Genomic DNA, 18,476 nt, shown 5'->3' on the forward strand with positions numbered 1-18,476 from the left:
CTCCCGCGCCTGCTTGGTGCTTTTACTTCTAGTGCAACCCGAAAAACGCCCTAAAAAGGAGCAAAAACCGACCCTTTTCAGGAAAATCCGACTAGGTGCAACTTATTCGTACGAAACTGGTTGCACCTTATTTGCTTTGTTGAATAGCATTCGCGGCCAAGGTGCAACCGGTCAAAAAGATCGGTGTGCCGGCTGATGGCTTTCCTGGGGAAACATCAGTCATAAATGCGCGGTATCCGGAATCGTCTGTCAAACGTCGTCGTTTGCGAGCGGTTCACCAGCCGCCGTTACATAAAAACAATGCCAGGGCGTAACTCAATGAGCGTAAGCAATCCAACCCTGATCACGTTCGTGATCTACATCGCAGCAATGGTGCTGATCGGCTTCATGGCCTATCGCTCCACCAACAACCTTTCTGACTACATTCTGGGCGGTCGTAGCCTGGGCAGCGTCGTGACCGCACTCTCCGCGGGCGCTTCCGACATGAGCGGCTGGTTGTTGATGGGCCTGCCAGGTGCTATCTACATGTCCGGTCTTTCCGAAAGCTGGATCGCCATCGGCCTGATCATCGGTGCTTACCTGAACTGGCTGTTCGTCGCCGGCCGTCTGCGCGTGCAGACCGAGCACAACGGCGATGCACTGACCCTCCCGGATTACTTCTCCAGCCGTTTTGAAGATAAAAGCGGCTTGCTGCGGATCATCTCCGCGGTCGTGATCCTGGTGTTCTTCACCATCTACTGCGCTTCCGGCATCGTGGCCGGCGCCCGTCTGTTCGAAAGCACCTTCGGCATGTCCTACGAGACAGCGCTGTGGGCCGGTGCTGCGGCGACGATTGCCTACACCTTCGTCGGTGGTTTCCTGGCAGTGAGCTGGACTGACACCGTACAAGCTACGCTGATGATCTTCGCCCTGCTGCTGACGCCGATCATCGTGCTGCTGGCGACCGGCGGCGTCGACACCACGTTCCTGGCCATCGAAGCGAAAGACGCTAGCAACTTCGACATGCTGAAAAACACCACTTTCATCGGCATCATCTCGCTGATGGGCTGGGGCCTGGGCTACTTCGGCCAGCCGCACATCCTGGCGCGTTTCATGGCGGCGGATTCGGTCAAGTCGATCGCCAACGCTCGTCGCATCTCCATGACCTGGATGATCCTGTGCCTGGGCGGCACCGTCGCTGTAGGTTTCTTTGGTATCGCTTACTTCTCGGCGCACCCTGAAGTGGCCGGTCCTGTGACCGAAAACCACGAACGTGTGTTCATCGAACTGGCCAAAATCCTGTTCAACCCATGGGTTGCCGGTGTGTTGCTGTCGGCCATTCTGGCTGCGGTAATGAGTACCCTGAGCTGCCAGCTGCTGGTGTGCTCGAGCGCCCTGACCGAAGACTTCTACAAAACCTTCCTGCGTAAAACCGCTTCCCAGATGGAACTGGTCTGGGTTGGTCGTGCCATGGTTCTGCTGGTTGCCCTGATTGCCATCGCTCTGGCGGCTAACCCGGAAAACCGTGTACTGGGTCTGGTCAGCTACGCTTGGGCTGGTTTCGGTGCCGCTTTCGGTCCGGTCGTCCTGATCTCCGTGATCTGGAAAGACATGACCCGCAACGGCGCACTGGCCGGCATCCTGGTCGGCGCGATCACCGTGATCGTCTGGAAACACTTCGAACTGCTGGGCTTGTACGAAATCATCCCTGGTTTCATCTTCGCCAGCCTGGCGATCTACTTCGTCAGCAAAATGGGCGCACCGACCGCCGGCATGCTTCAGCGCTTTGCCGCGGCCGAGAAGGATTTCCGCCTGAACAAGTGATGGGGATGAGCTGATGCTCTGATCTTTTGCTGAACATGAAAAACGGTCTGCTTCCTTTTGGGGGCGGGCCGTTTTTTTTGTTTTGGGGAAAGGTTTGGTGTCAGTACTGACGCCTTCGCGGGCAAGCCTCGCTCCTACAGGATTTGTGTTCGCCGCAGAACTGTAGGAGCGAGGCTTGCCCGCGAAGAGGCCATCCGCAGCAACACACTACATCTGCGAGGAATGTCTGTAGCCAAACATCCCGATTTTTGAAGGAAAAATCCCTAAAAAAGCAGGACAAATCTGATTTCCCTGTCCCTCCCTCAACACCCCTTGTCGCTCATGCAGAATCGCCCGCCTTCATTCTGCAGAGACACATCGGATGTTCGCGCCTGCCAATCAACCGCGTTTCATGTTGACCCTAGACGGCGTCCAGAATGAGCTCAAGGTACTTGAGTTCACGGGCAAGGAAGCCATCAGCCAACCCTACCGTTTTGACCTGGAACTGGTCAGTGAGCGCCCGGATCTAGAACTCGAAAGCCTGCTGCACCGTCAGGCGTTTCTGAGTTTCGATGCGCAAGGTTCCGGTATTCACGGTCAGATTTTTCGCGTCGGCCAGAGCGATTCCGGCCAACGTCTGACGGGCTACCAAATCAGTCTCGTACCGCGTCTGGCGTACCTCGCTCGGCGCATCAATCAGCGAATTTTCCAGCACAAAAGTGTGCCGACGATTGTCACGCAAATCCTCAAAGACCACGGCATCCAGCGCGATGCCTACGAGTTCCAGCTCGGCAGCAACTACCCCGAGCGCGAGTACTGCGTGCAATACACCGAAAGCGATCTGGCATTCATCCAGCGGTTATGTGCAGAAGTCGGCATTCATTACCACTTCCAGCACAGCCCCGACGGGCATCTGTTGGTGTTCGGCGATGATCAGACGGTTTTCCCCCGGCTGCCCGAGCCGACGCTGTACCTGCCGGGCAGCGGGATGGCGGCAGATGCACCAGCGATCAAGCGTTTCAACGTGCGGCTGGAAACCCGGACCACCGCGGTCACTCGCCGGGACTACGACTTCCATAAACCGCGTTTACAACTCGAAAGCCGCCTCGACAGTGAGCAGCGACCGGTGCTCGAGGACTACCACTATCCCGGCCAATTCACCGATCGCGATCACGGTAAACAACTGGCTCAACGGGCTCTGGAGCGCCACGCTGCAGATTACCGCCAAGCCGAAGGTCGCGGCGACGAATCTGCTTTGGTCAGTGGGCATTTCCTACACCTCGCCGAACACCCGCGTCAGACGTGGAATGACCTGTGGTTGATCACCGAAATCGAACACCGTGGCCGACAGCCGCAGGTGCTGGAAGAGTCGGCCACCAGCGACAGCCCGGATGATTTCCAAGGCTATCGCAATACCTTTCTGGCGACGCCGTGGGACGTTTCCTTTCGCCCGCCGCTGGGGCCAGAAAAGCCACGCATGCTTGGCTATCAGCCCGCCGTGGTTACCGGCCCGACTGACAGCGAAATCCATTGCGACGAGTACGGCCGGGTCAAGGTTCAACTCGCCTGGGACCGTGACGGTCAGCTCAACGAGCATTCCAGTTGCTGGTTGCGTGTCGCCACTGGCTGGGCGCATGACCGCTACGGCAGCGTGATGATTCCGCGCGTCGGCATGGAAGTGCTAGTGGGGTTCGTCGACGCCGATGCCGACAAACCGCTGGTCATGGGTTGCCTGCCCAACGCGGCGACCCCGGTGCCACTCGATCTGCCGGCGGACAAGACCCGCAGCATTTTCCGCAGCCAAAGTAGTCCCGGTGGCGGCGGTTACAACGAATTGCGCATCGAGGATCGCAAAGGCGCCGAGGAAATCTACCTGCGCGCCCAGCGAAACTGGACTCAGCATGTACTGAACGATCAACAGGTACAGGTCGATAACCAGCGCAGCATCGTCGTCACCGGCACCGCCCGCCATGAGTTGAAGGCTGACGAAAAACGCATCACCCACGGTCAGCGCCAGACCGAAGTGCGGCTGGACGATCACCTGGTGGTGGTCGGCGACCGACACATTCGCGTGACCAGTCAGGCCCTCAACGCCAGTCAGCAATTCCACGTCAGCGCCGGCCAGCAAGTGGTCATCGACGGCGGCGCCAGCGCGACCATTCAAGCAGGGGGGCAGTGGATCAACATCGGCCCCGGCGGAATTTTCAGCAGCGTGCCGATTCAGGTCGGTGGTGCGCCGATGGCAGCCATGGCGGCGGTGCCGAGCCTGCCGGATGCTCCGTTGAAACTCGCAGCCGCCCCAGCGGCGCTGCTCAGTGCCGCACAAATACTCAGCCTGCAAAGTGACGCGCCATTCTGCGAAGAATGCGAGCGCTGCAAGGACGGTGTTTGTGCCGCCTGATGCCTTGTCACCTCTCGCCTGGCTGGAACGCCAGCCGCTGAAACCGTCGGAGCAACTGTTCGCGATCTTCAGCAGTGCCAGTGCTGCTGAACCGTTCAAAGCCTGGCAACGCTCGATCACGGCTCAAGCGCCGAGCCCGATCTGGGCCGACACCGCGTATGCCGAGTGGGAAGCGGTGATGCCCTATGTCGGAATCGTCGCGGCTGGCAGTGAGTTTCTGGAGTGGGTCGCCACTACTGAGTCTCGTGACTGGGGTTGGCTGGCGGTTTCTTCTGCCCCTCAAGAAGCGCTGGTCGAACATTTGCGCAGTCTCACTCAAGTTCTTTTACCAAACGGCAACGTGGTGTTTTTCCGTTTTTGGGATGCGCGTTATTTGTTGTCGATTCTGCAGTCTGTCGACGTTAACGCCACGCAGTTAATGCCTGTCATCGAGCGTTGTTTGATCAATGGGCAACCGCTCGATATCGGTGGCAGTGCATTGAAAACCGCTAGGGATTTTCCGTGGTGGGAAGTTTCTGAATCACTGCTCAAACACCTCTCCACTGAGTCCGCCACAACCCGCATCAACAACTTGATGAAGTGGTTGAACGAAGACCGCCCAGACCTTTACGAAGCGCTTTCCGAAAGTGTGTTGCGGCACAAAGTCGCGACCTTTTTGCAAGCGCCGGACCTGCCTCAAGCACCGAAATCAGCTTTGGTGGATTACCTGATATCGGAGCTGGACTGATGGATCAGATCGTACGGATCGAGCAGGAGCTCGACGGTTTCAAAGACACCTTGAGTTTGTATCGCCAGCAACTTGGCAGCTTCTTGAGCAGGAGTGCGAACAGGGTTAGCCGGGCGATGGATATGCCGTCGCTGATGGACATGGAGCGGCTGATAAAACTTGGGAACACCACGACTGCTGTGAGCAGTGGCGATGATGATTTCTTGTCGGGTGTTGCGCAGTGTCCGGCAAATGGAATTCTGGAAATCGAGAGCAAGTTCGAATCAGTTTATGACATTCCGTTGGGGAATATTCAGGTCGATGTGATCGCCATGGATGGCGGTAAGTCGACGCCTGTGACGCTCGATGAGAACGGCAAAGGGAAGTTCGAAGGCTTACCCGGAAAGTTCTATCGCGTTCATGTCCAGAGTGAAGTCACCCCAACTCAAATCGATGATCTGTTCTCCTCCTACGATGGCCTGACCATAGAGCTGGAGGGCTGGCTGCGCAAGGAGTGGGAAGGGTTCAAACCGCAATGGTCGCAGCAATCGACATCGGCATCGTTAGCGGCAGTGGGCAATGGAGTGCTCGCAGGAAGTTGGGCTGCGATTCAGGCTGTTTGGGATGGCATTGGTGAACTCACCGACATCCTGAAAGACCCCGACGCCTTTGCCGAAAAGCTCGGTGAAAGTGCCGGTCAACTCGCCGATCTGGCCGTCACTGCCCCAGACAAAATGGAAAAGGCCATGTTGCTGGCCAGCGACGAGGCAGCACTGTGTTTGCTGGTACGCACCGCAGTGCTATGGCTCGAAGCATTGCCACCTTCGCAACTTGCCGGGTCCTCGGCTGAAGCCATTTCCAAGGTCGTGGTCGGTTTGGTCATCGACTTGTTAATTGGCTTGGTGCTGAGTGTCGTGGGGGTAGGCATTGCCTGGCTGACGGTGCGCCTGGCCAAGTACAGCGCGCAGATTTTTCAGGCCGCAATGGGCTTCGTGAAGTCGATGGTCGCGATCATCAACAACTTCATGGAGTACGTCGACCGCTATAAAAAAGTCGCCGCGCGCGGTGTTGCAGCGGGACTGAAAAAGGGTCGCATGCAATTGCGCTGGAATGGCCGCAAGAACACCACACTGAAAAAAGACGAACACCACGACGACGTCCCGGATCAGGCGAAAAACCCCAACGGCGACAGCGCCGATTCCGCGGATAAAACCGCCACCAACAAATGCCCGGTGTCGATGGTCACCGGCGAAGAACTGCTGACCCTCACCGACGGTGCGCTGGACGGGCTCCTGTCGTTCGACTTCACCCGGCTCTATCGCACCAGTGCTGCCGAGATCGACTGCGGGCTGGGTTTTGGCTGGAGTCATTCGCTCGCCCATCGGTTGGAAATTGACGGCGATCAGGTCATCTGGATCGACCACGAAAACCGCCGTACCCCGTTTCCATTACCGAACCATGAACGCCCGGCGATCCACAATAGCCTGTCGCGCGCGGCGATTTATCTCGGCGATGAGCCCGAAGAACTGATCCTCGCCCAGGCCGGCGATGAATTGCGTTTCTACCACTTCCACAACGGTCGGCTGACGGCGATCAGCGACGCGTACGACAACCGATTGCGCGTCAGCCGCGACCGCCAGCAGCGCATCCAGCGCCTCGACAACGGCGCCGGCCGCGCCTTGCTGTTGCGCTATGACCGCGCCCATCTGATCGCCGTCGACTACCAGCGTTTCGTTCCGGCGCAGACCCTCGCCGAGGCGACCTGGCACACCGAGCAGACGCTGGTCAGTTATCGCTACGACGAATGCGATCAGCTGATCGAAGCGAGCAACGCCGCCGGGGAAAGCGAGCGCTACGACTACGACGACCGGCACGTGATTTTGCAGCGGCAACTGGCCGGTGGCGCGAGTTTCTTCTGGGCGTGGGAACGGTCCGGCAAGGCGGCGCGCTGCGTCCGGCACTGGGCGTCGTTTGCGCAGATGGATGCGTGCTACGTCTGGGACGACCAGGGCAGCGTCACGGTTCATAACGTCGATGGCAGCCAAGAGGTTTATCTCCACGACGACCGCGCACGGCTGGTGCGCAAGGTCGAGCTGGATGGTGGCGAACAGCTCAAGGCCTATGACGATCAGGGCCGGTTGGTGGCCGAGCAGGATCCGCTCGGGGCCGTCACTGAATACCGCTACGACGACGTCGGACGGTTGGTGGCGCTGATTCCGCCGGAAGACGAGCCAACGACCTTCGAGTATCGCAACGGTTTCCTGCATGCGCGCTATCGCGGCAAGGCCGTATGGAAATACCAGCGCAATGCGCAGGGCAATGTCACCGAGGCGACCGATCCTGACGGGCAGGTCACCCACTATCACTACGACGAACAAGGCCGACTGCTGTCGATCCGCTACCCGGACACCAGCCGGCATGTGTTCGTCTGGAATGCCTTGGGGCAACTGGTCGAAGAAACCTTGCCGGACGGTGGGCAGCGACGCTTTTCCTACGATGCGCTGGGGCGGCAGACGACCCGTCAGGACGAACACGGAGCGGTCACCCGTTACCAGTGGGACGCCGTCGGCCGACTGATCCAGACGACGTTGCCTACCGGTGCCACTCGCGGATTCAGCTACAACGCCTACGGCAAGATCACCGCTGAACGCGATGAACTCGGCCGCGTCACCCGCTACGAATACGCCGACGACCTGCACCTGGTCAGCCGCCGGATCAATCCGGATGGAACCCAGCTCCAGTACCGCTACGACAACGCGCAGCTGCTGCTCACGGAAATCGAAAACGAATCCGGTGAAAAATATCGGCTGGACTACACGGCCAACGGCCTGATCCGACAGGAAACCGGATTCGACGGCCGCCGCACCGCGTATGCCTACGACCTCAACGGCCACCTGCTGGAGAAAACCGAGTTCGGCGACGACGGCTCGCAACTGGTTACGGCTTATGAGCGGGACCCGGCCGGACGGCTGCTGACCAAGACCCTGCCCGACGGCATCCAGGTCGAGTACCGCTACGACTCGCTGGGTCGATTGATCAGCGTCGACGATGGCCACGACCATCCGCTGGAATTCGAGTACGACCAGCAGGATCGCCTGATCACCGAACATCAGGGCTGGGGCACCTTGCGTTATGCCTATGACGCCTGCGGCCAGCTCAACCGCCTGCGCCTGCCAGACGGCAGCAAACTCGATTACCACCACGCCAAGGGCGGCGCGCTGACGGCGATCGATCTCAACGGCGCGCGTCTTACAACCCACACGTACATATCCGGCCGCGAACAGCAACGTCAGCAAGGCCTGCTGCTCAGCGAATATGCCTACGACGATCAGGGCCGACTAAAGGCCCACGCTGTCAGCCAACAGCAAAAAAACCTCTACCGCCGCGACTATGCCTACGGCCTCAACGGCAATCTCGACCAGATCGCCGACACCCGCCACGGCCAGCGCAGCTACCAGTACGACCCGCTCAACCATCTGACCCGCGTCCGCCATTCCCGCGACGCCCCACCGGAAACCTTCGCCCACGATCCGGCCGGCAACCTGCTGATGCAGGACCGTCCCGGCGCCGCGAAGGTGCTGGGTAATCGCCTGCTCATGCAGGGCGACCGCCACTACGACTATGACCCCTTCGGCAACCTCATCCGCGAACGCCGCGGCACCGCGCAGAAACTCGTCACCGAATACCGTTACGACTGCCAGCACCGGCTGATCGGCGTCACCACCCCGGACGGTTGTTGCTCAAGCTACTGCTACGACACCTTCGGTCGTCGCATCGCCAAAACCGTTGATGGCAAAACCACCGAGTTCTTCTGGCAGGGCGACCACCTCGTCGCCGAAAGCAGCCGCGAACATTACCGCAGCTACGTCTACGAACCCGGCAGCTTCCGCCCGCTGGCGATGCTCGACGGCAAAGGCCCGAAAAAGGCCTGCCCGTTTTACTACCAACTCGATCACCTCGGCACGCCACAGGAACTGACGGATTACGGCGGCGACATCATCTGGTCGGCGAAGTACAACGCCTACGGCAAGGTCACCAGCCTCAAACACGACGCGGGAGAACAACTCGAACAGCCGCTACGTTTTCAAGGGCAGTACTTCGACGCCGAGAGCGGCCTGCACTACAACCGGCATCGCTACTACAATCCGGATATTGGTCGGTACCTGACGCCGGACCCGATCAAGTTGGCGGGTGGGCTGAACCAGTACCAGTACACGCCGAACCCGACGGGGTGGGTTGATCCGTTGGGGTTGAGCGGGAATTGCCCGCCGCCGAATAAGCCTGGGTGTGGGGCGCCGGATGATACGACTGGCGCTAAGGTTGATGAAGGTGAGCCGGCGCTGCCGAAGCTGACAGGTGATCAGCGGAGGGCGCGGATTGATGAGTTGGCTGAGGCGAATGCGAAGCGCCGTGTTGAAGAAATGGAAGCAAAATACGATATGCACACAGTCAAAAAACACAGCTCAGAAATATCTGACCAAGCGCTCAAACAACGAGCAGTTAATGGGGCCGATCCTCATACCGGTGAGGTTCCGAAAGGCGCTAAAGGGAACTCGAGCTCTCAATTCAGAAACTGGCGTATGCATTTGGGGGCGTTGAATAAAGCTATGACAAGGGAAGCGTTAGGTTTGAGCCCGCATACAGGGAAGGACCACAATCAGTATCCGATTGTAAGGATGGAACTACCTGGGGCCGGGCGTGGTTATAAGCCAAACAAGAAAGACGTTAGTAGACCAAGACTAAATGAAGATCTGAATTGGTTTGAAGTTAAGTTCAATAAGGATAATGTGCTGCGGCCTTTTACTGCTTATCCTTCGGGGGGGGAGTGATGTTGCGAGATCCATTTTTAAATGAAGAGTTTCAACCAGATTTGATGTGGTTTATTGGCGTTTTTGATGTTTATGATCGCGAGGAAACTCGGGGTGCGGAACTGGAAGTATTTAATCCTAATGACCGCTTTGACAGAGCGGAGCTGATCAAAAGATACAGCTTGAATCTAGGTTATCTGTCCTATAGACATAAGCTCGTGCTGATGGATTTTCTAGCGGAAAAGCTAAGCGATGCGTCTTATGATTTTCAGAGTTTGTTTGATATAGATGAAGAAGATGCAGGTAGTTGGCCGCGTGGTGAGTGGTATGCATTGGAGGATCCCCGTGGATTTCTTCAAGATGTCTATTTGTTGGCTCAGGAGGCATGGAAGGAAGATCTTCTTTTGGCGAGTCTTGAAGATCGGGACAGTTGGTGATGGATAAGGTGGTGCCTGTCAGTCGGACTCCCGCGCGTCGGCATTCTCAAGAGTAATGAATAAATTCGTCCCCTTTATGCCTAAGAAGTATAGTGCGCTTATCATGGAGATTGACGAGGTCGTCGAGGAGGCGTTTGTTTTGTTTGTCAATGGCGTAATAATCCAATGCTTTATTAACTTCTGTCCATTTAAAATTGAAATCGGTAAAACTTACGAGGTTGAGTTTGAATTGGTTTTGCCTGATAGCATCGACATGGAAGTAAGTCAGGATGAATATATTGGAGTTGAAATGGAGGATGATAATTTTTCATGTGTGTTGGCGGGCTATTAGATGGTGCCGTATTAAGGTCTTTTATTGATTTCGATGCTCAAGATATTCATTATGACTACCCGTTTTTTAACCAGAAATTTATTAAAATAAATGTGATTCGTATTGATGTGACTTTTTGATTTTGGTGCCGGATTTTGAGCGGCGGGGGGCGGATATATTCTCAATTGGCGGGCAGGCCAACAAAGAGGATGGGTTTATTTTTGCTGCCAGCTTCGAGACACTCAGATCATTATTAGTGACTCTGTCCCTTATCCAGTTGGAGTTGTTTTAAGACGTAGAGCATCCACCGTTATGCCTGTATCCGGGGTGTATCTACTTTTACGCAAGGACCAGCGAATGCCAGATGGTTATCGAATACATACAGGATATGCAGAGTAATGAGCGCAAGATTTCCGGCACTATTTCAGTTCTTGGCTGGCTACTTTCATGAGGATTGGAGCTGTGATCACGAGTCAGAAGATGATGTCGTTCGATCGTTTGTTGCTGAATCTTCTCCAGAAAGGATTTCTCAAGTGAAGGATGAGTTGCAGGTCGTTTTACGTTCTATCCAAAGTGAAGAGGAATTGCAGGTTTTTTTGTTTGAGGAAATTGGATGTTCTTACTATTACCCCTATGCGTGGCCCTCAGGTAAAGCATGGTTGGAGCATATTTTGAGCATGCTTTAGCAGTGAATCCTGTTAGCTTTTCTGCGCTCATCGGGTGAAGGAGGAAGAGAAATTTCTGGGCAAGGTCGTCGGAAGTTTCCTTCAAAACGTATCGGTTTCCATGAACTGGTGCGAGGTGAGATTCATGGATAGTCTTTGGCTGTCACTGCAAATGCAGTGGCAGGGTGTAGGAACCCTTGAAGGTCATTCGCGCATCAGTACTGTCGTTTGATTTGCGGCACTTTATACGTGCCCGTAACATCGTTCGCGGCGGCTGTGTGCGGGACACGTTTCGACGTGGCTGAGTTTGATGGCCCTCAGTTTCCTACTCCCGCGCACGGCTGCCACCCAAAGCCCGTAGGAAGGCCGTTGGTAGCTTTTTGAGTTAATAGCTAAAGGCCTATCAAATAATGACGACCCTTACACCCGATCCTCCCTACGAAAAAATAATTCCTCATCCCGAAAACCGCTTCATGGCATTGACCAGCAACTGCACCGACATGCCGACCCTGTTCGTCGATACCCACGCGCCGATCGATGTTCTGTATGACGCTGCCAACTACCGAATTCGCGCCGTTACGCAGGTGCTGGAGAACATGTCTATGCGCGGTTCGGTTGAGTGTGAGTCGTTCATTCTTAGTGATTTTGCTTTGCTCTGTGCCATTCCATTGCGAGATGGCTGTGATGTGCTGGATGTGATCGGGCGACGGTTACGGGCGCAACCGTAACATCGGCGAGAGGGTGATCCTTCCCACATGGCTGTAGGAAGGATCATGTCTTTTTCGATTTTTAGCGTTTATTTTGGTAAATATTGATCCTGAGATTTTATGAATGTGTTCAGCTCTTCGGAGTTGTAAATCTCAAGGCAAGCGTAAAAAACCATTTTTTTATCTGAGTGTTTGCTGACCGATGAAGAGTTTGTGTAAGCGTCAAGCATGAATTTTTCGGTTTCCATGTATGGATCGTGTGTGACTTCCAGGGTGTCTTCATTTTGTATTATTAGATGCTGGCCTTTTCCCATTGCTGAGTAGGCCCCGATGGCAAGGCCTATATCAGATTTTATTTCTGATTCGCCTTTGAACTGATTGGCTATGCAATTGGCTAATCCATAGTCTTTCAGCATTTCCCGAGCTTTGTCGATATCCACTTCCGCAGATATAGCTCGACTTGAAATGAGTAGAAGTAAAAACAGAATTAACCGTGAGCGTGTCATCCCTTCAATTCCCAGAAGTTTATTTTGTTCAGTTTTACATTTGGATTTTCATAAGTATGGCTATCTTGACGATGGTAGTCGCTGCCGTCACCGGTCACGTTCCCATCCCAGAGAGTTGCGTGCCCCGTTGCATCGCTCCATCCGGTGATTTCCATAATGATGACGCCTTTCTTTCCATTTATAAAATTTAAATTGCTTTGAGTTATTGTATGGTCAGGTTCACCCCAATTATGTTTCAGGAAGGCAAGAAAATCTATCACCTTCATGATATAGGGGAGTTGATCTGCTCCGGCAAGTCGATAGATTGAGGTATTTGGTATGATCGTACCTTTGGGTATTTTATATCCGCCGTAGTTAAATGCCCTACTTATCCTTAAGGCGCAAGCATTTGCATAGGCGTCAGGTTTGTCTGCCCTTGCCGCCTCGACAGGACCTCCGACAAGGCCATAAACATCTATGGATGACTTATGTCCTACTTCTGCATATGCGTTCCATAAGGTGCTAAATCGCGGTCTTTTAACCGAGATGCTAGAAGAGATGCCGCTAGAATTGATGATGACCTTAGCCATTATGCTTCACCTTCCATGTTGATAACTTCGCTTCCAAATGCGTTCGGAATGATAGCTACTCCTTTGGCATCCACAATCCCTGTTAAAGTATTTTCGATTGGGCCGCTAAGGTTGACGGTAACTGTTTCACCTGGCAAATAGCCCGAGGTTTTTACGTGTATGTTCAGGTCAGTATAGAACCGTGAGACTGACTCAACAGGCACTTGGGCATCGCCATAGGACAAGGAAATATCGGTGATGGTCTTGGGACGATTGATCAGGGCAGTAATGCCTGAAAAATCTGCTTTGTTGTGTTCGGCTCCGCCATACACAGATGACTGAGCGGAGATCACCTTGTTGGATTGTGGAGGGCAGCCGCAGGCGACGTAATCACCTTCCAGAGCAACCAATCCGGCCGGTAACGTAATGGTTCGAGGTCCGACTGCGACGATGGGGCCTTTTCCTTTGCTGCAGGCTGGACAACTTGCCATGTGCCCGACGGATGAGGTGCTCACCGCGCCATCGATATTAATACCGACATTTCCTTCCAGCACGGAACCACCGGTTGATGTGGGCGCACCGATACCAATTATTTTCCGTCCCATGTAAATCTCCATTTTACGGGTGTCAGGTCGGTCCGATCTTCGCACTCATATGTAAGCGGCACGATGGCTAGGCTTGGACAAGATGTGACTTGATGTTGCTCGCGCAAGAGCAAGATCAAAAGATCGCAGCCTGCGGCAGCTCCTACAGGGGTCGCGATCGTTCCCATGCTCTGCGTGGGAATGCAGCCCGTGACGCTCTGCGTCACATCGGTGTCTGGCTCCACAGCGGCGGTGTGGCTGGAACGCGGAGCGTCCCTTGAGGCATTCCCACGCAGAGCGTGGGAACGATCACCGTGCAGAATTGGCGGCATCAGGATTGTCCGCTCAGCCACCAACCCCTGACGTCCAGCCCCGTACAAGGTAAACTTCCCGGCCTTCGCAGGAGCAATCATGAATTATCGCCACGCCTTCCATGCCGGCAATCACGCCGATGTGTTCAAACACCTGACTTTGACCCGCCTCATCGCCTTGATGTCGCGCAAGGAGCAGCCGTTTGCCTATCTCGACACTCACGCCGGTATTGGTCTGTATGACCTGCAGGGCGATCAGGCCAGTCGTACCGGCGAGTACCTGGAAGGGATCGCGCGGTTGTGGGATCAGCCGGATTTGCCGGCGCTGACTGCCGATTACATGAAGGTGCTGCACGACATGAACCCGGATGGCCAGTTGCGCTATTACCCGGGGTCGCCGGAGTTGGCGCGGCGGCTGACGCGGCCGCAGGATCGGCTGATGCTCAATGAGAAGCACCCCGAAGATGGCTTGCTGCTCAAGGACAACATGGCCGGTGATCGTCGGGTGAAGGTTCACTTGGGCGAAGGCTGGCATGTGCCGCGGGCGATGTTGCCGGTGCAGGAGAAGCGGGCGGTGATGTTGATTGATCCACCGTTTGAGCAGCTCGATGAAATGCAGCGTTGTGCGGCGTCGTTGAAAGAAGCGATTGGCCGGATGCGTCAGACGGTGGCGGCGATCTGGTATCCAGTGAAGGATCAGCGCCTGTTGCGTCGTTTTTATCAGGACTTGGCCGGTACGGGCGCGCCGAAGTTGTTGCGGGTGGAGTTGTTGGTGCATCCGTTGGATACGCCCAATAGCCTGAATGGTTCGGGGTTGGCGATTGCCAATCCGCCGTGGGGGCTGGAAGAGGAATTGCGTGAGTTGCTGCCGTGGTTGTCCAAGAAGCTTGGGCAGACCCAGGGTGGGTGGCAGATGGATTGGTTGATTGCCGAATAAGGTAGATCAACGGCAAGATCAAAAGATCGCAGCCTTCGGCAGCTCCTACAGGGTGAATGCAAAACCGTGTAGGAGCTGCCGAAGGCTGCGATCTTTTGCTTTAAGCGGTTAGATCGGGCAAGTCACGCCTGTACCGCCAATCCCGCAATACCCTTCAGGGTTTTTCGCCAGGTACTGCTGGTGATACGCCTCGGCGAAGTAGAACGTCGGGGCTTCTTCGATTTCGGTGGTGATGGTGCCTTTGCCAGCCTTCGTCAGTTCCGCTTGGAATACTTTCTCGCTGTTCTTGGCGGCTGCCAACTGGGCCGGGTTGGTGGCATAGATCACCGAGCGGTACTGGGTGCCGATGTCATTGCCCTGGCGCATGCCCTGGGTCGGGTTGTGCAGTTCCCAGAACATCTTCAGCAGCGCTTCGTAGCTGACTTTTGCCGGCTCGTAGACCACGAGCACGACTTCGCTGTGGCCGGTCAGGCCCGAGCAGACTTCTTCATACGTCGGGTTTGGCGTAAAACCGCCGGCGTATCCCACCGCCGTACTGACCACCCCTTCGCGCTGCCAGAACTTGCGTTCCGCGCCCCAGAAGCAGCCCAGGCCGAAGATCGCGAAATCCACGTCGGTGACGAACGGGCCCAGCAGCGGGGCGTCGTGGACGAAGTGTTTTTCCGGCACGGTCATTGGGGTTTCGCGGCCAGGCAGAGCTTGTTCTTTAGTCGGGAGCACGTTTTTGTTCACCAGGATTTCCGAGCGCAAGACCATGATCAGTCCTCTCAGTCAGGTTGAGATGTAAATACACAGACCGTCAGTTTGCCTAATGACGCCCGGTTAAGCACTACCCAATGTGGGAGCGGGCGATTGGACCGCGCGGGTAGCGTTTGAGCTTTTCGATCAGCTCGGAACCCGGGATCGGTCGGTCGAACAGGTAGCCCTGGCCGACGTCGCAGCGGTGGCGGCGCAGGAAGGCCAACTGCTCGGCCGTCTCGATGCCTTCAGCTACAACCTTGAGTTTCAGGTTGTGGGCCATGGCGATCACCGCGGAGGTGATTTCCATGTCGTCCTGGTTGTCGGGGATTTCGTGGATGAAGCTTCGATCGATCTTGATGATGTCGATCGGGAATTTTTTCAAGTAACTGAGCGACGAGTAACCGGTGCCGAAGTCGTCCATCGCCAGGGTCAGGCCCAGACGTTTGAGCTGATCGAGCTGCAAGTGGGTGTCTTCGGTGGCTTCCAGCAGCAGGCCTTCGGTCAGTTCCAGCTCCAGCAGGTTCGCCGGCAGCTCTTCTTCCTTGAGGATGTTGGCGATGGACGCCACCAGGTCCGGGTCGGAGAACTGCTTGGGCGAGAGGTTGATCGCCACTTGCAGGTTGCCGAGGCCGGCGGCGGTCAGTTCTTTGCTCATGCGGCAGGCCTGGCGGGCGATCCATTTGCCGATCGGGATGATCAGCCCGGTTTCTTCGGCAACGCTGATGAATTGATCCGGGCGGATCATGCCTTTTTCCGGATGATTCCAGCGCAGCAGCGCTTCCATCCCCAGCAAGCGACCGCTGCGCAGGCACAGCTTGGGCTGGTAGAACACGTCCAGCTCGTTCTGGGTCAGGGCGCGGCGCAGGTTGTTTTCGACGAACAGTTTGTAGCTGGCCTCGGCGTTCAGCGCTTCGGTGAAGACTTGCACCTGGTGCTTTCCGTTGGCCTTGGCCTTGTGCAGCGCCAGGCCGGCGTTGCGCATCAGCGTTTGTGGGTCGCGACCGTGCAGCGGCGCGCAGGCCAGGCCCACGGAGCCGGTGACGCTGATCAACTGGTTGTCGACAAACATCGGTTTGTCGAGGGTCGCCAGCAATTGGTTGGCGACCTGCTGGCCAGTCGAGAGGTCAGTGTCGTCCAGCAGCACCGCGAATTCGTTACTGGCGAAGCGCGCCAGACTGCCGCTCGGGCTCAGGCTGTTGCGCAAGCGTCGCGCCAGGCTGATCAGCAATTTATCGCCGGTCTGGTGGCCGAGGCTGTCGTTGATGCGTTTGAAGTTGTCGATGTCTACCAGCAACAGGCTGATCGGCGTATCGCTGTCTCGGGCGAAGCGTTCGTCGAGGTTGCGGATGAATGCCGGGCGGTTGCCGAGGTTGGTCAGGTTGTCGGTGTAGGCCAGGCGTTCTATGCGCTGCTGGGCGAGCTTGGTCTGGGTGATGTCTTCGTAGATACCGATGTAGTGCGTCAGCTCACGGTTGTCGCCATAGACCTTGGAAATCGACAGCTGACCCCAGTAGGGTTCGAGGTTTTTGCGCCGGCTCTTGAACTCGCCCTGCCAGCTGTTGCTCTTGGCCAATGCCGACGGCGCGTCGAACAGCAGTTCGCTGAGGTTTTCCAGTGCCGGCAGTTCCGACAGCCGCTGGCCGTGGACTTCCTCGGTGGTGTACTGGGTGATCGCCGTGAAGCTTGGATTGACGTATTCCACCACGCCATCGCAATTGACCAGCAGAAAGGCGTTGGCGCTTTGCTCCACCGCACGCTGGAACAGGTGCAGGGCGCTGGTGGCGGTGCGGCGGTTGTGGTTGTTGATGACTTGGGCGAACTGATCCGCCAACTCGCCGGCAAAGGCGATTTCGTCCGACTGCCAGGCGCGGGTTGCACCGATCTGCTCCAGGCAGAGCACGCCGACCACTTGGCCATCGACGCGGATGCTGGCGTCGAGCATGGCGTTGACGTCGCGCGGGCGCAGGCTCTCGGCTATTTCCCGGGTGCGCGGGTCGCGCATGGCGTTGTGGGCATCGATAGCGCGCCCGGTGTGCAAGGCGTCGAGGTAATCGGGGAAACCACTGACATCGATCGGCTCCGGCAGTCGGTGACCCCGGGTAACGCGGTGATAGGCGGAGATCGGCGTCAGTAGCGAGCCGTCGAGGTTCCACAGGCTGGCGCAGTCGACTTCATAGATGTCGCAGGCACTGCGGGTGATCAGCTCGGCGGCTTCTTGCAGGGAATTGTTGGTGCTGTAGCGCTGGCGGGTCAGCAGCAGAATCAGATCTTGCTGGGCGCGCACCCGGTCCAGGTGCTGCAGTTGTTCCTGCTGGGCGCGCTGATTGAGTTCCAGGGCAATTTGCAGGCGTGAGTTCTGGGTTTCCAGATCCAGCGCCGGCGTTAGCGGTTCGCCGCCGAACAGACCGTCCACCACCATAAGGTAGCCGCGCAGCAGGTGTCGATTGTGTTGTTTGTAAGCTTCGCCCAGTTCCAGCAGGCTCAGTACCCCTGCGGCAGTGTGCAAGGTGTAGCGGATCAGGTAATGCGGGCTATCGGCGAGTTGCTGCTGGATCGTGTCGTGCAGTTGATAGCGCGCTTCCGGCTCCATCAGGCTGGCATAGGGCGAGCCGACCAAAGCACAGAGCTCCACTGCCGGCAGGCCAAACTGTCGCTCGCAATTGGGGTCGAGAAACAGCAGCGCCCAGCTCGGTTCATTCAGCCGTTCGAAACGCAGCATGCCGAGCCGCGAGGGCACTGGCAACTGCGTCACTACCTCGGCCACCATACGGCTGGCGGCATCGGGTTGGCTCTTCATATGGAGGGAAACTCGCTTCGAATATGCTGATCGCGCCGGGCTCTCGCCCTCTTTTCTGTTGTCTGCGGCAAGGTTGCATCATTGCAACACCGACTGACAAGAGACATGAAGGCCAAGTGCTATAAGAATATGTCGGCAGGCGTGAAGAATTCTCCAGCGAGGCGCCGAAAAGTAATGCAGTGAGTCAAAAAATCGCAGCCTTGTAGGAGCTGCCGAAGGCTGCGATCTTTTCGGGA

Annotated in this window: 15 protein-coding genes; 10 read left to right on the forward strand and 5 right to left on the reverse strand. The window is 56.5% G+C overall.

Annotated elements, in window-relative coordinates; genetic code table 11:
• Positions 1-318 precede the first annotated feature (318 nt).
• The 9 genes from putP to TU81_RS16995 all read left to right on the forward strand — a co-directional run bounded on the left by putP (position 319) and on the right by TU81_RS16995 (position 11,837).
• A complete protein-coding gene (gene putP / locus TU81_RS16960) occupies positions 319-1,803 on the forward strand; it encodes a sodium/proline symporter PutP (protein ID WP_038978647.1) in 1,485 nt (494 codons plus the stop codon).
• 361 nt (positions 1,804-2,164) lie between these two features.
• Positions 2,165-4,183, forward strand: coding sequence for a type VI secretion system Vgr family protein (locus TU81_RS16965; RefSeq protein ID WP_048396099.1), 2,019 nt, complete (start codon positions 2,165-2,167; stop codon positions 4,181-4,183).
• On the forward strand, positions 4,173-4,910 hold the full coding sequence (locus TU81_RS16970; RefSeq protein ID WP_048396100.1) for a DUF4123 domain-containing protein: 738 nt from the start codon (positions 4,173-4,175) through the stop codon (positions 4,908-4,910). The genes TU81_RS16965 and TU81_RS16970 overlap by 11 nt, the downstream gene beginning before the upstream one ends.
• Positions 4,910-9,718 (forward strand): RHS repeat-associated core domain-containing protein, encoded by a 4,809-nt coding sequence (locus TU81_RS16975; protein ID WP_048396101.1) that lies wholly within the window; start codon positions 4,910-4,912, stop codon positions 9,716-9,718. Before TU81_RS16970 ends, TU81_RS16975 begins: the two co-directional genes overlap by 1 nt.
• Entirely contained in the window at positions 9,718-10,134 is a 417-nt protein-coding gene (locus TU81_RS16980) for a hypothetical protein (protein ID WP_048396102.1), read from the forward strand. Before TU81_RS16975 ends, TU81_RS16980 begins: the two co-directional genes overlap by 1 nt.
• Before the next feature lie 55 nt (positions 10,135-10,189).
• The gene (locus TU81_RS16985) at positions 10,190-10,465 is read left to right on the forward strand and encodes a hypothetical protein (RefSeq protein WP_231983808.1); all 276 of its coding nucleotides are present in this window, start codon (positions 10,190-10,192) and stop codon (positions 10,463-10,465) included.
• 156 nt (positions 10,466-10,621) lie between these two features.
• Positions 10,622-10,843, forward strand: coding sequence for an RNase A-like domain-containing protein (locus tag TU81_RS31180; protein ID WP_390176100.1), 222 nt, complete (start codon positions 10,622-10,624; stop codon positions 10,841-10,843).
• Positions 10,843-11,130 carry a contact-dependent growth inhibition system immunity protein gene (locus TU81_RS16990; protein WP_048396103.1) on the forward strand — a complete coding sequence of 96 codons (288 nt, stop codon included), beginning with the start codon at positions 10,843-10,845 and terminating at the stop codon, positions 11,128-11,130. The genes TU81_RS31180 and TU81_RS16990 overlap by 1 nt, the downstream gene beginning before the upstream one ends.
• A gap of 389 nt (positions 11,131-11,519) precedes the next feature.
• Positions 11,520-11,837, forward strand: a complete 318-nt coding sequence (locus TU81_RS16995) for a hypothetical protein (protein ID WP_048396104.1) — start codon at positions 11,520-11,522, stop codon at positions 11,835-11,837.
• Between the two features lie 68 nt (positions 11,838-11,905).
• Here TU81_RS16995 and TU81_RS17000 read toward each other — a convergent pair whose 3' ends face one another.
• Genes TU81_RS17000 through TU81_RS17010 form a run of 3 tightly spaced genes read right to left on the reverse strand, consistent with a single transcriptional unit; the run spans position 11,906 to position 13,475 of the window.
• Complete coding sequence (locus TU81_RS17000) at positions 11,906-12,322, reverse strand: T6SS amidase immunity protein Tai4 family protein (RefSeq protein WP_048396105.1); 417 nt, start codon at positions 12,320-12,322, stop codon at positions 11,906-11,908.
• Positions 12,319-12,891, reverse strand: coding sequence for a type VI secretion system amidase effector protein Tae4 (locus tag TU81_RS17005; RefSeq protein ID WP_048396106.1), 573 nt, complete (start codon positions 12,889-12,891; stop codon positions 12,319-12,321). Before TU81_RS17005 ends, TU81_RS17000 begins: the two co-directional genes overlap by 4 nt.
• Complete coding sequence (locus TU81_RS17010; protein ID WP_048396107.1) at positions 12,891-13,475, reverse strand: PAAR domain-containing protein; 585 nt, start codon at positions 13,473-13,475, stop codon at positions 12,891-12,893. The genes TU81_RS17005 and TU81_RS17010 overlap by 1 nt, the downstream gene beginning before the upstream one ends.
• Before the next feature lie 390 nt (positions 13,476-13,865).
• On the opposite strand from TU81_RS17010, the gene TU81_RS17020 reads away from it, so the two are divergent.
• Positions 13,866-14,702 (forward strand): 23S rRNA (adenine(2030)-N(6))-methyltransferase RlmJ, encoded by an 837-nt coding sequence (locus TU81_RS17020; RefSeq protein ID WP_048396109.1) that lies wholly within the window; start codon positions 13,866-13,868, stop codon positions 14,700-14,702.
• A 108-nt stretch (positions 14,703-14,810) separates the two neighbouring features.
• Here the strand turns inward: TU81_RS17020 and msrA are convergent, their stop codons facing one another.
• Positions 14,811-15,458 carry a peptide-methionine (S)-S-oxide reductase MsrA gene (gene msrA, locus TU81_RS17025; RefSeq protein ID WP_048396110.1) on the reverse strand — a complete coding sequence of 216 codons (648 nt, stop codon included), beginning with the start codon at positions 15,456-15,458 and terminating at the stop codon, positions 14,811-14,813.
• Between the two features lie 73 nt (positions 15,459-15,531).
• Positions 15,532-18,240 carry a putative bifunctional diguanylate cyclase/phosphodiesterase gene (locus TU81_RS17030; RefSeq protein WP_048396111.1) on the reverse strand — a complete coding sequence of 903 codons (2,709 nt, stop codon included), beginning with the start codon at positions 18,238-18,240 and terminating at the stop codon, positions 15,532-15,534.
• Between the last annotated feature and the right edge of the window lie 236 nt (positions 18,241-18,476).

Source organism: Pseudomonas lini (genome assembly GCF_001042905.1).
Taxonomy (GTDB): Bacteria; Pseudomonadota; Gammaproteobacteria; order Pseudomonadales; family Pseudomonadaceae; genus Aquipseudomonas; species Aquipseudomonas lini.

Coding starts and splice junctions, on each gene's coding strand:
- TU81_RS16975 (WP_048396101.1), top strand. CDS start 4,910: ATGGATCAGATCGTACGGATCGAGCAGGAGCTCGACGGTTTCAAAGAC.
- TU81_RS16965 (WP_048396099.1), top strand. CDS start 2,165: ATGTTCGCGCCTGCCAATCAACCGCGTTTCATGTTGACCCTAGACGGC.
- TU81_RS17010 (WP_048396107.1), bottom strand. CDS start 13,475: ATGGGACGGAAAATAATTGGTATCGGTGCGCCCACATCAACCGGTGGT.
- putP (WP_038978647.1), top strand. CDS start 319: ATGAGCGTAAGCAATCCAACCCTGATCACGTTCGTGATCTACATCGCA.
- TU81_RS17000 (WP_048396105.1), bottom strand. CDS start 12,322: ATGACACGCTCACGGTTAATTCTGTTTTTACTTCTACTCATTTCAAGT.
- TU81_RS16985 (WP_231983808.1), top strand. CDS start 10,190: ATGAATAAATTCGTCCCCTTTATGCCTAAGAAGTATAGTGCGCTTATC.
- TU81_RS17020 (WP_048396109.1), top strand. CDS start 13,866: ATGAATTATCGCCACGCCTTCCATGCCGGCAATCACGCCGATGTGTTC.
- TU81_RS16995 (WP_048396104.1), top strand. CDS start 11,520: ATGACGACCCTTACACCCGATCCTCCCTACGAAAAAATAATTCCTCAT.
- TU81_RS17005 (WP_048396106.1), bottom strand. CDS start 12,891: ATGGCTAAGGTCATCATCAATTCTAGCGGCATCTCTTCTAGCATCTCG.
- TU81_RS16980 (WP_048396102.1), top strand. CDS start 9,718: ATGTTGCGAGATCCATTTTTAAATGAAGAGTTTCAACCAGATTTGATG.
- msrA (WP_048396110.1), bottom strand. CDS start 15,458: ATGGTCTTGCGCTCGGAAATCCTGGTGAACAAAAACGTGCTCCCGACT.
- TU81_RS16990 (WP_048396103.1), top strand. CDS start 10,843: ATGAGCGCAAGATTTCCGGCACTATTTCAGTTCTTGGCTGGCTACTTT.
- TU81_RS17030 (WP_048396111.1), bottom strand. CDS start 18,240: ATGAAGAGCCAACCCGATGCCGCCAGCCGTATGGTGGCCGAGGTAGTG.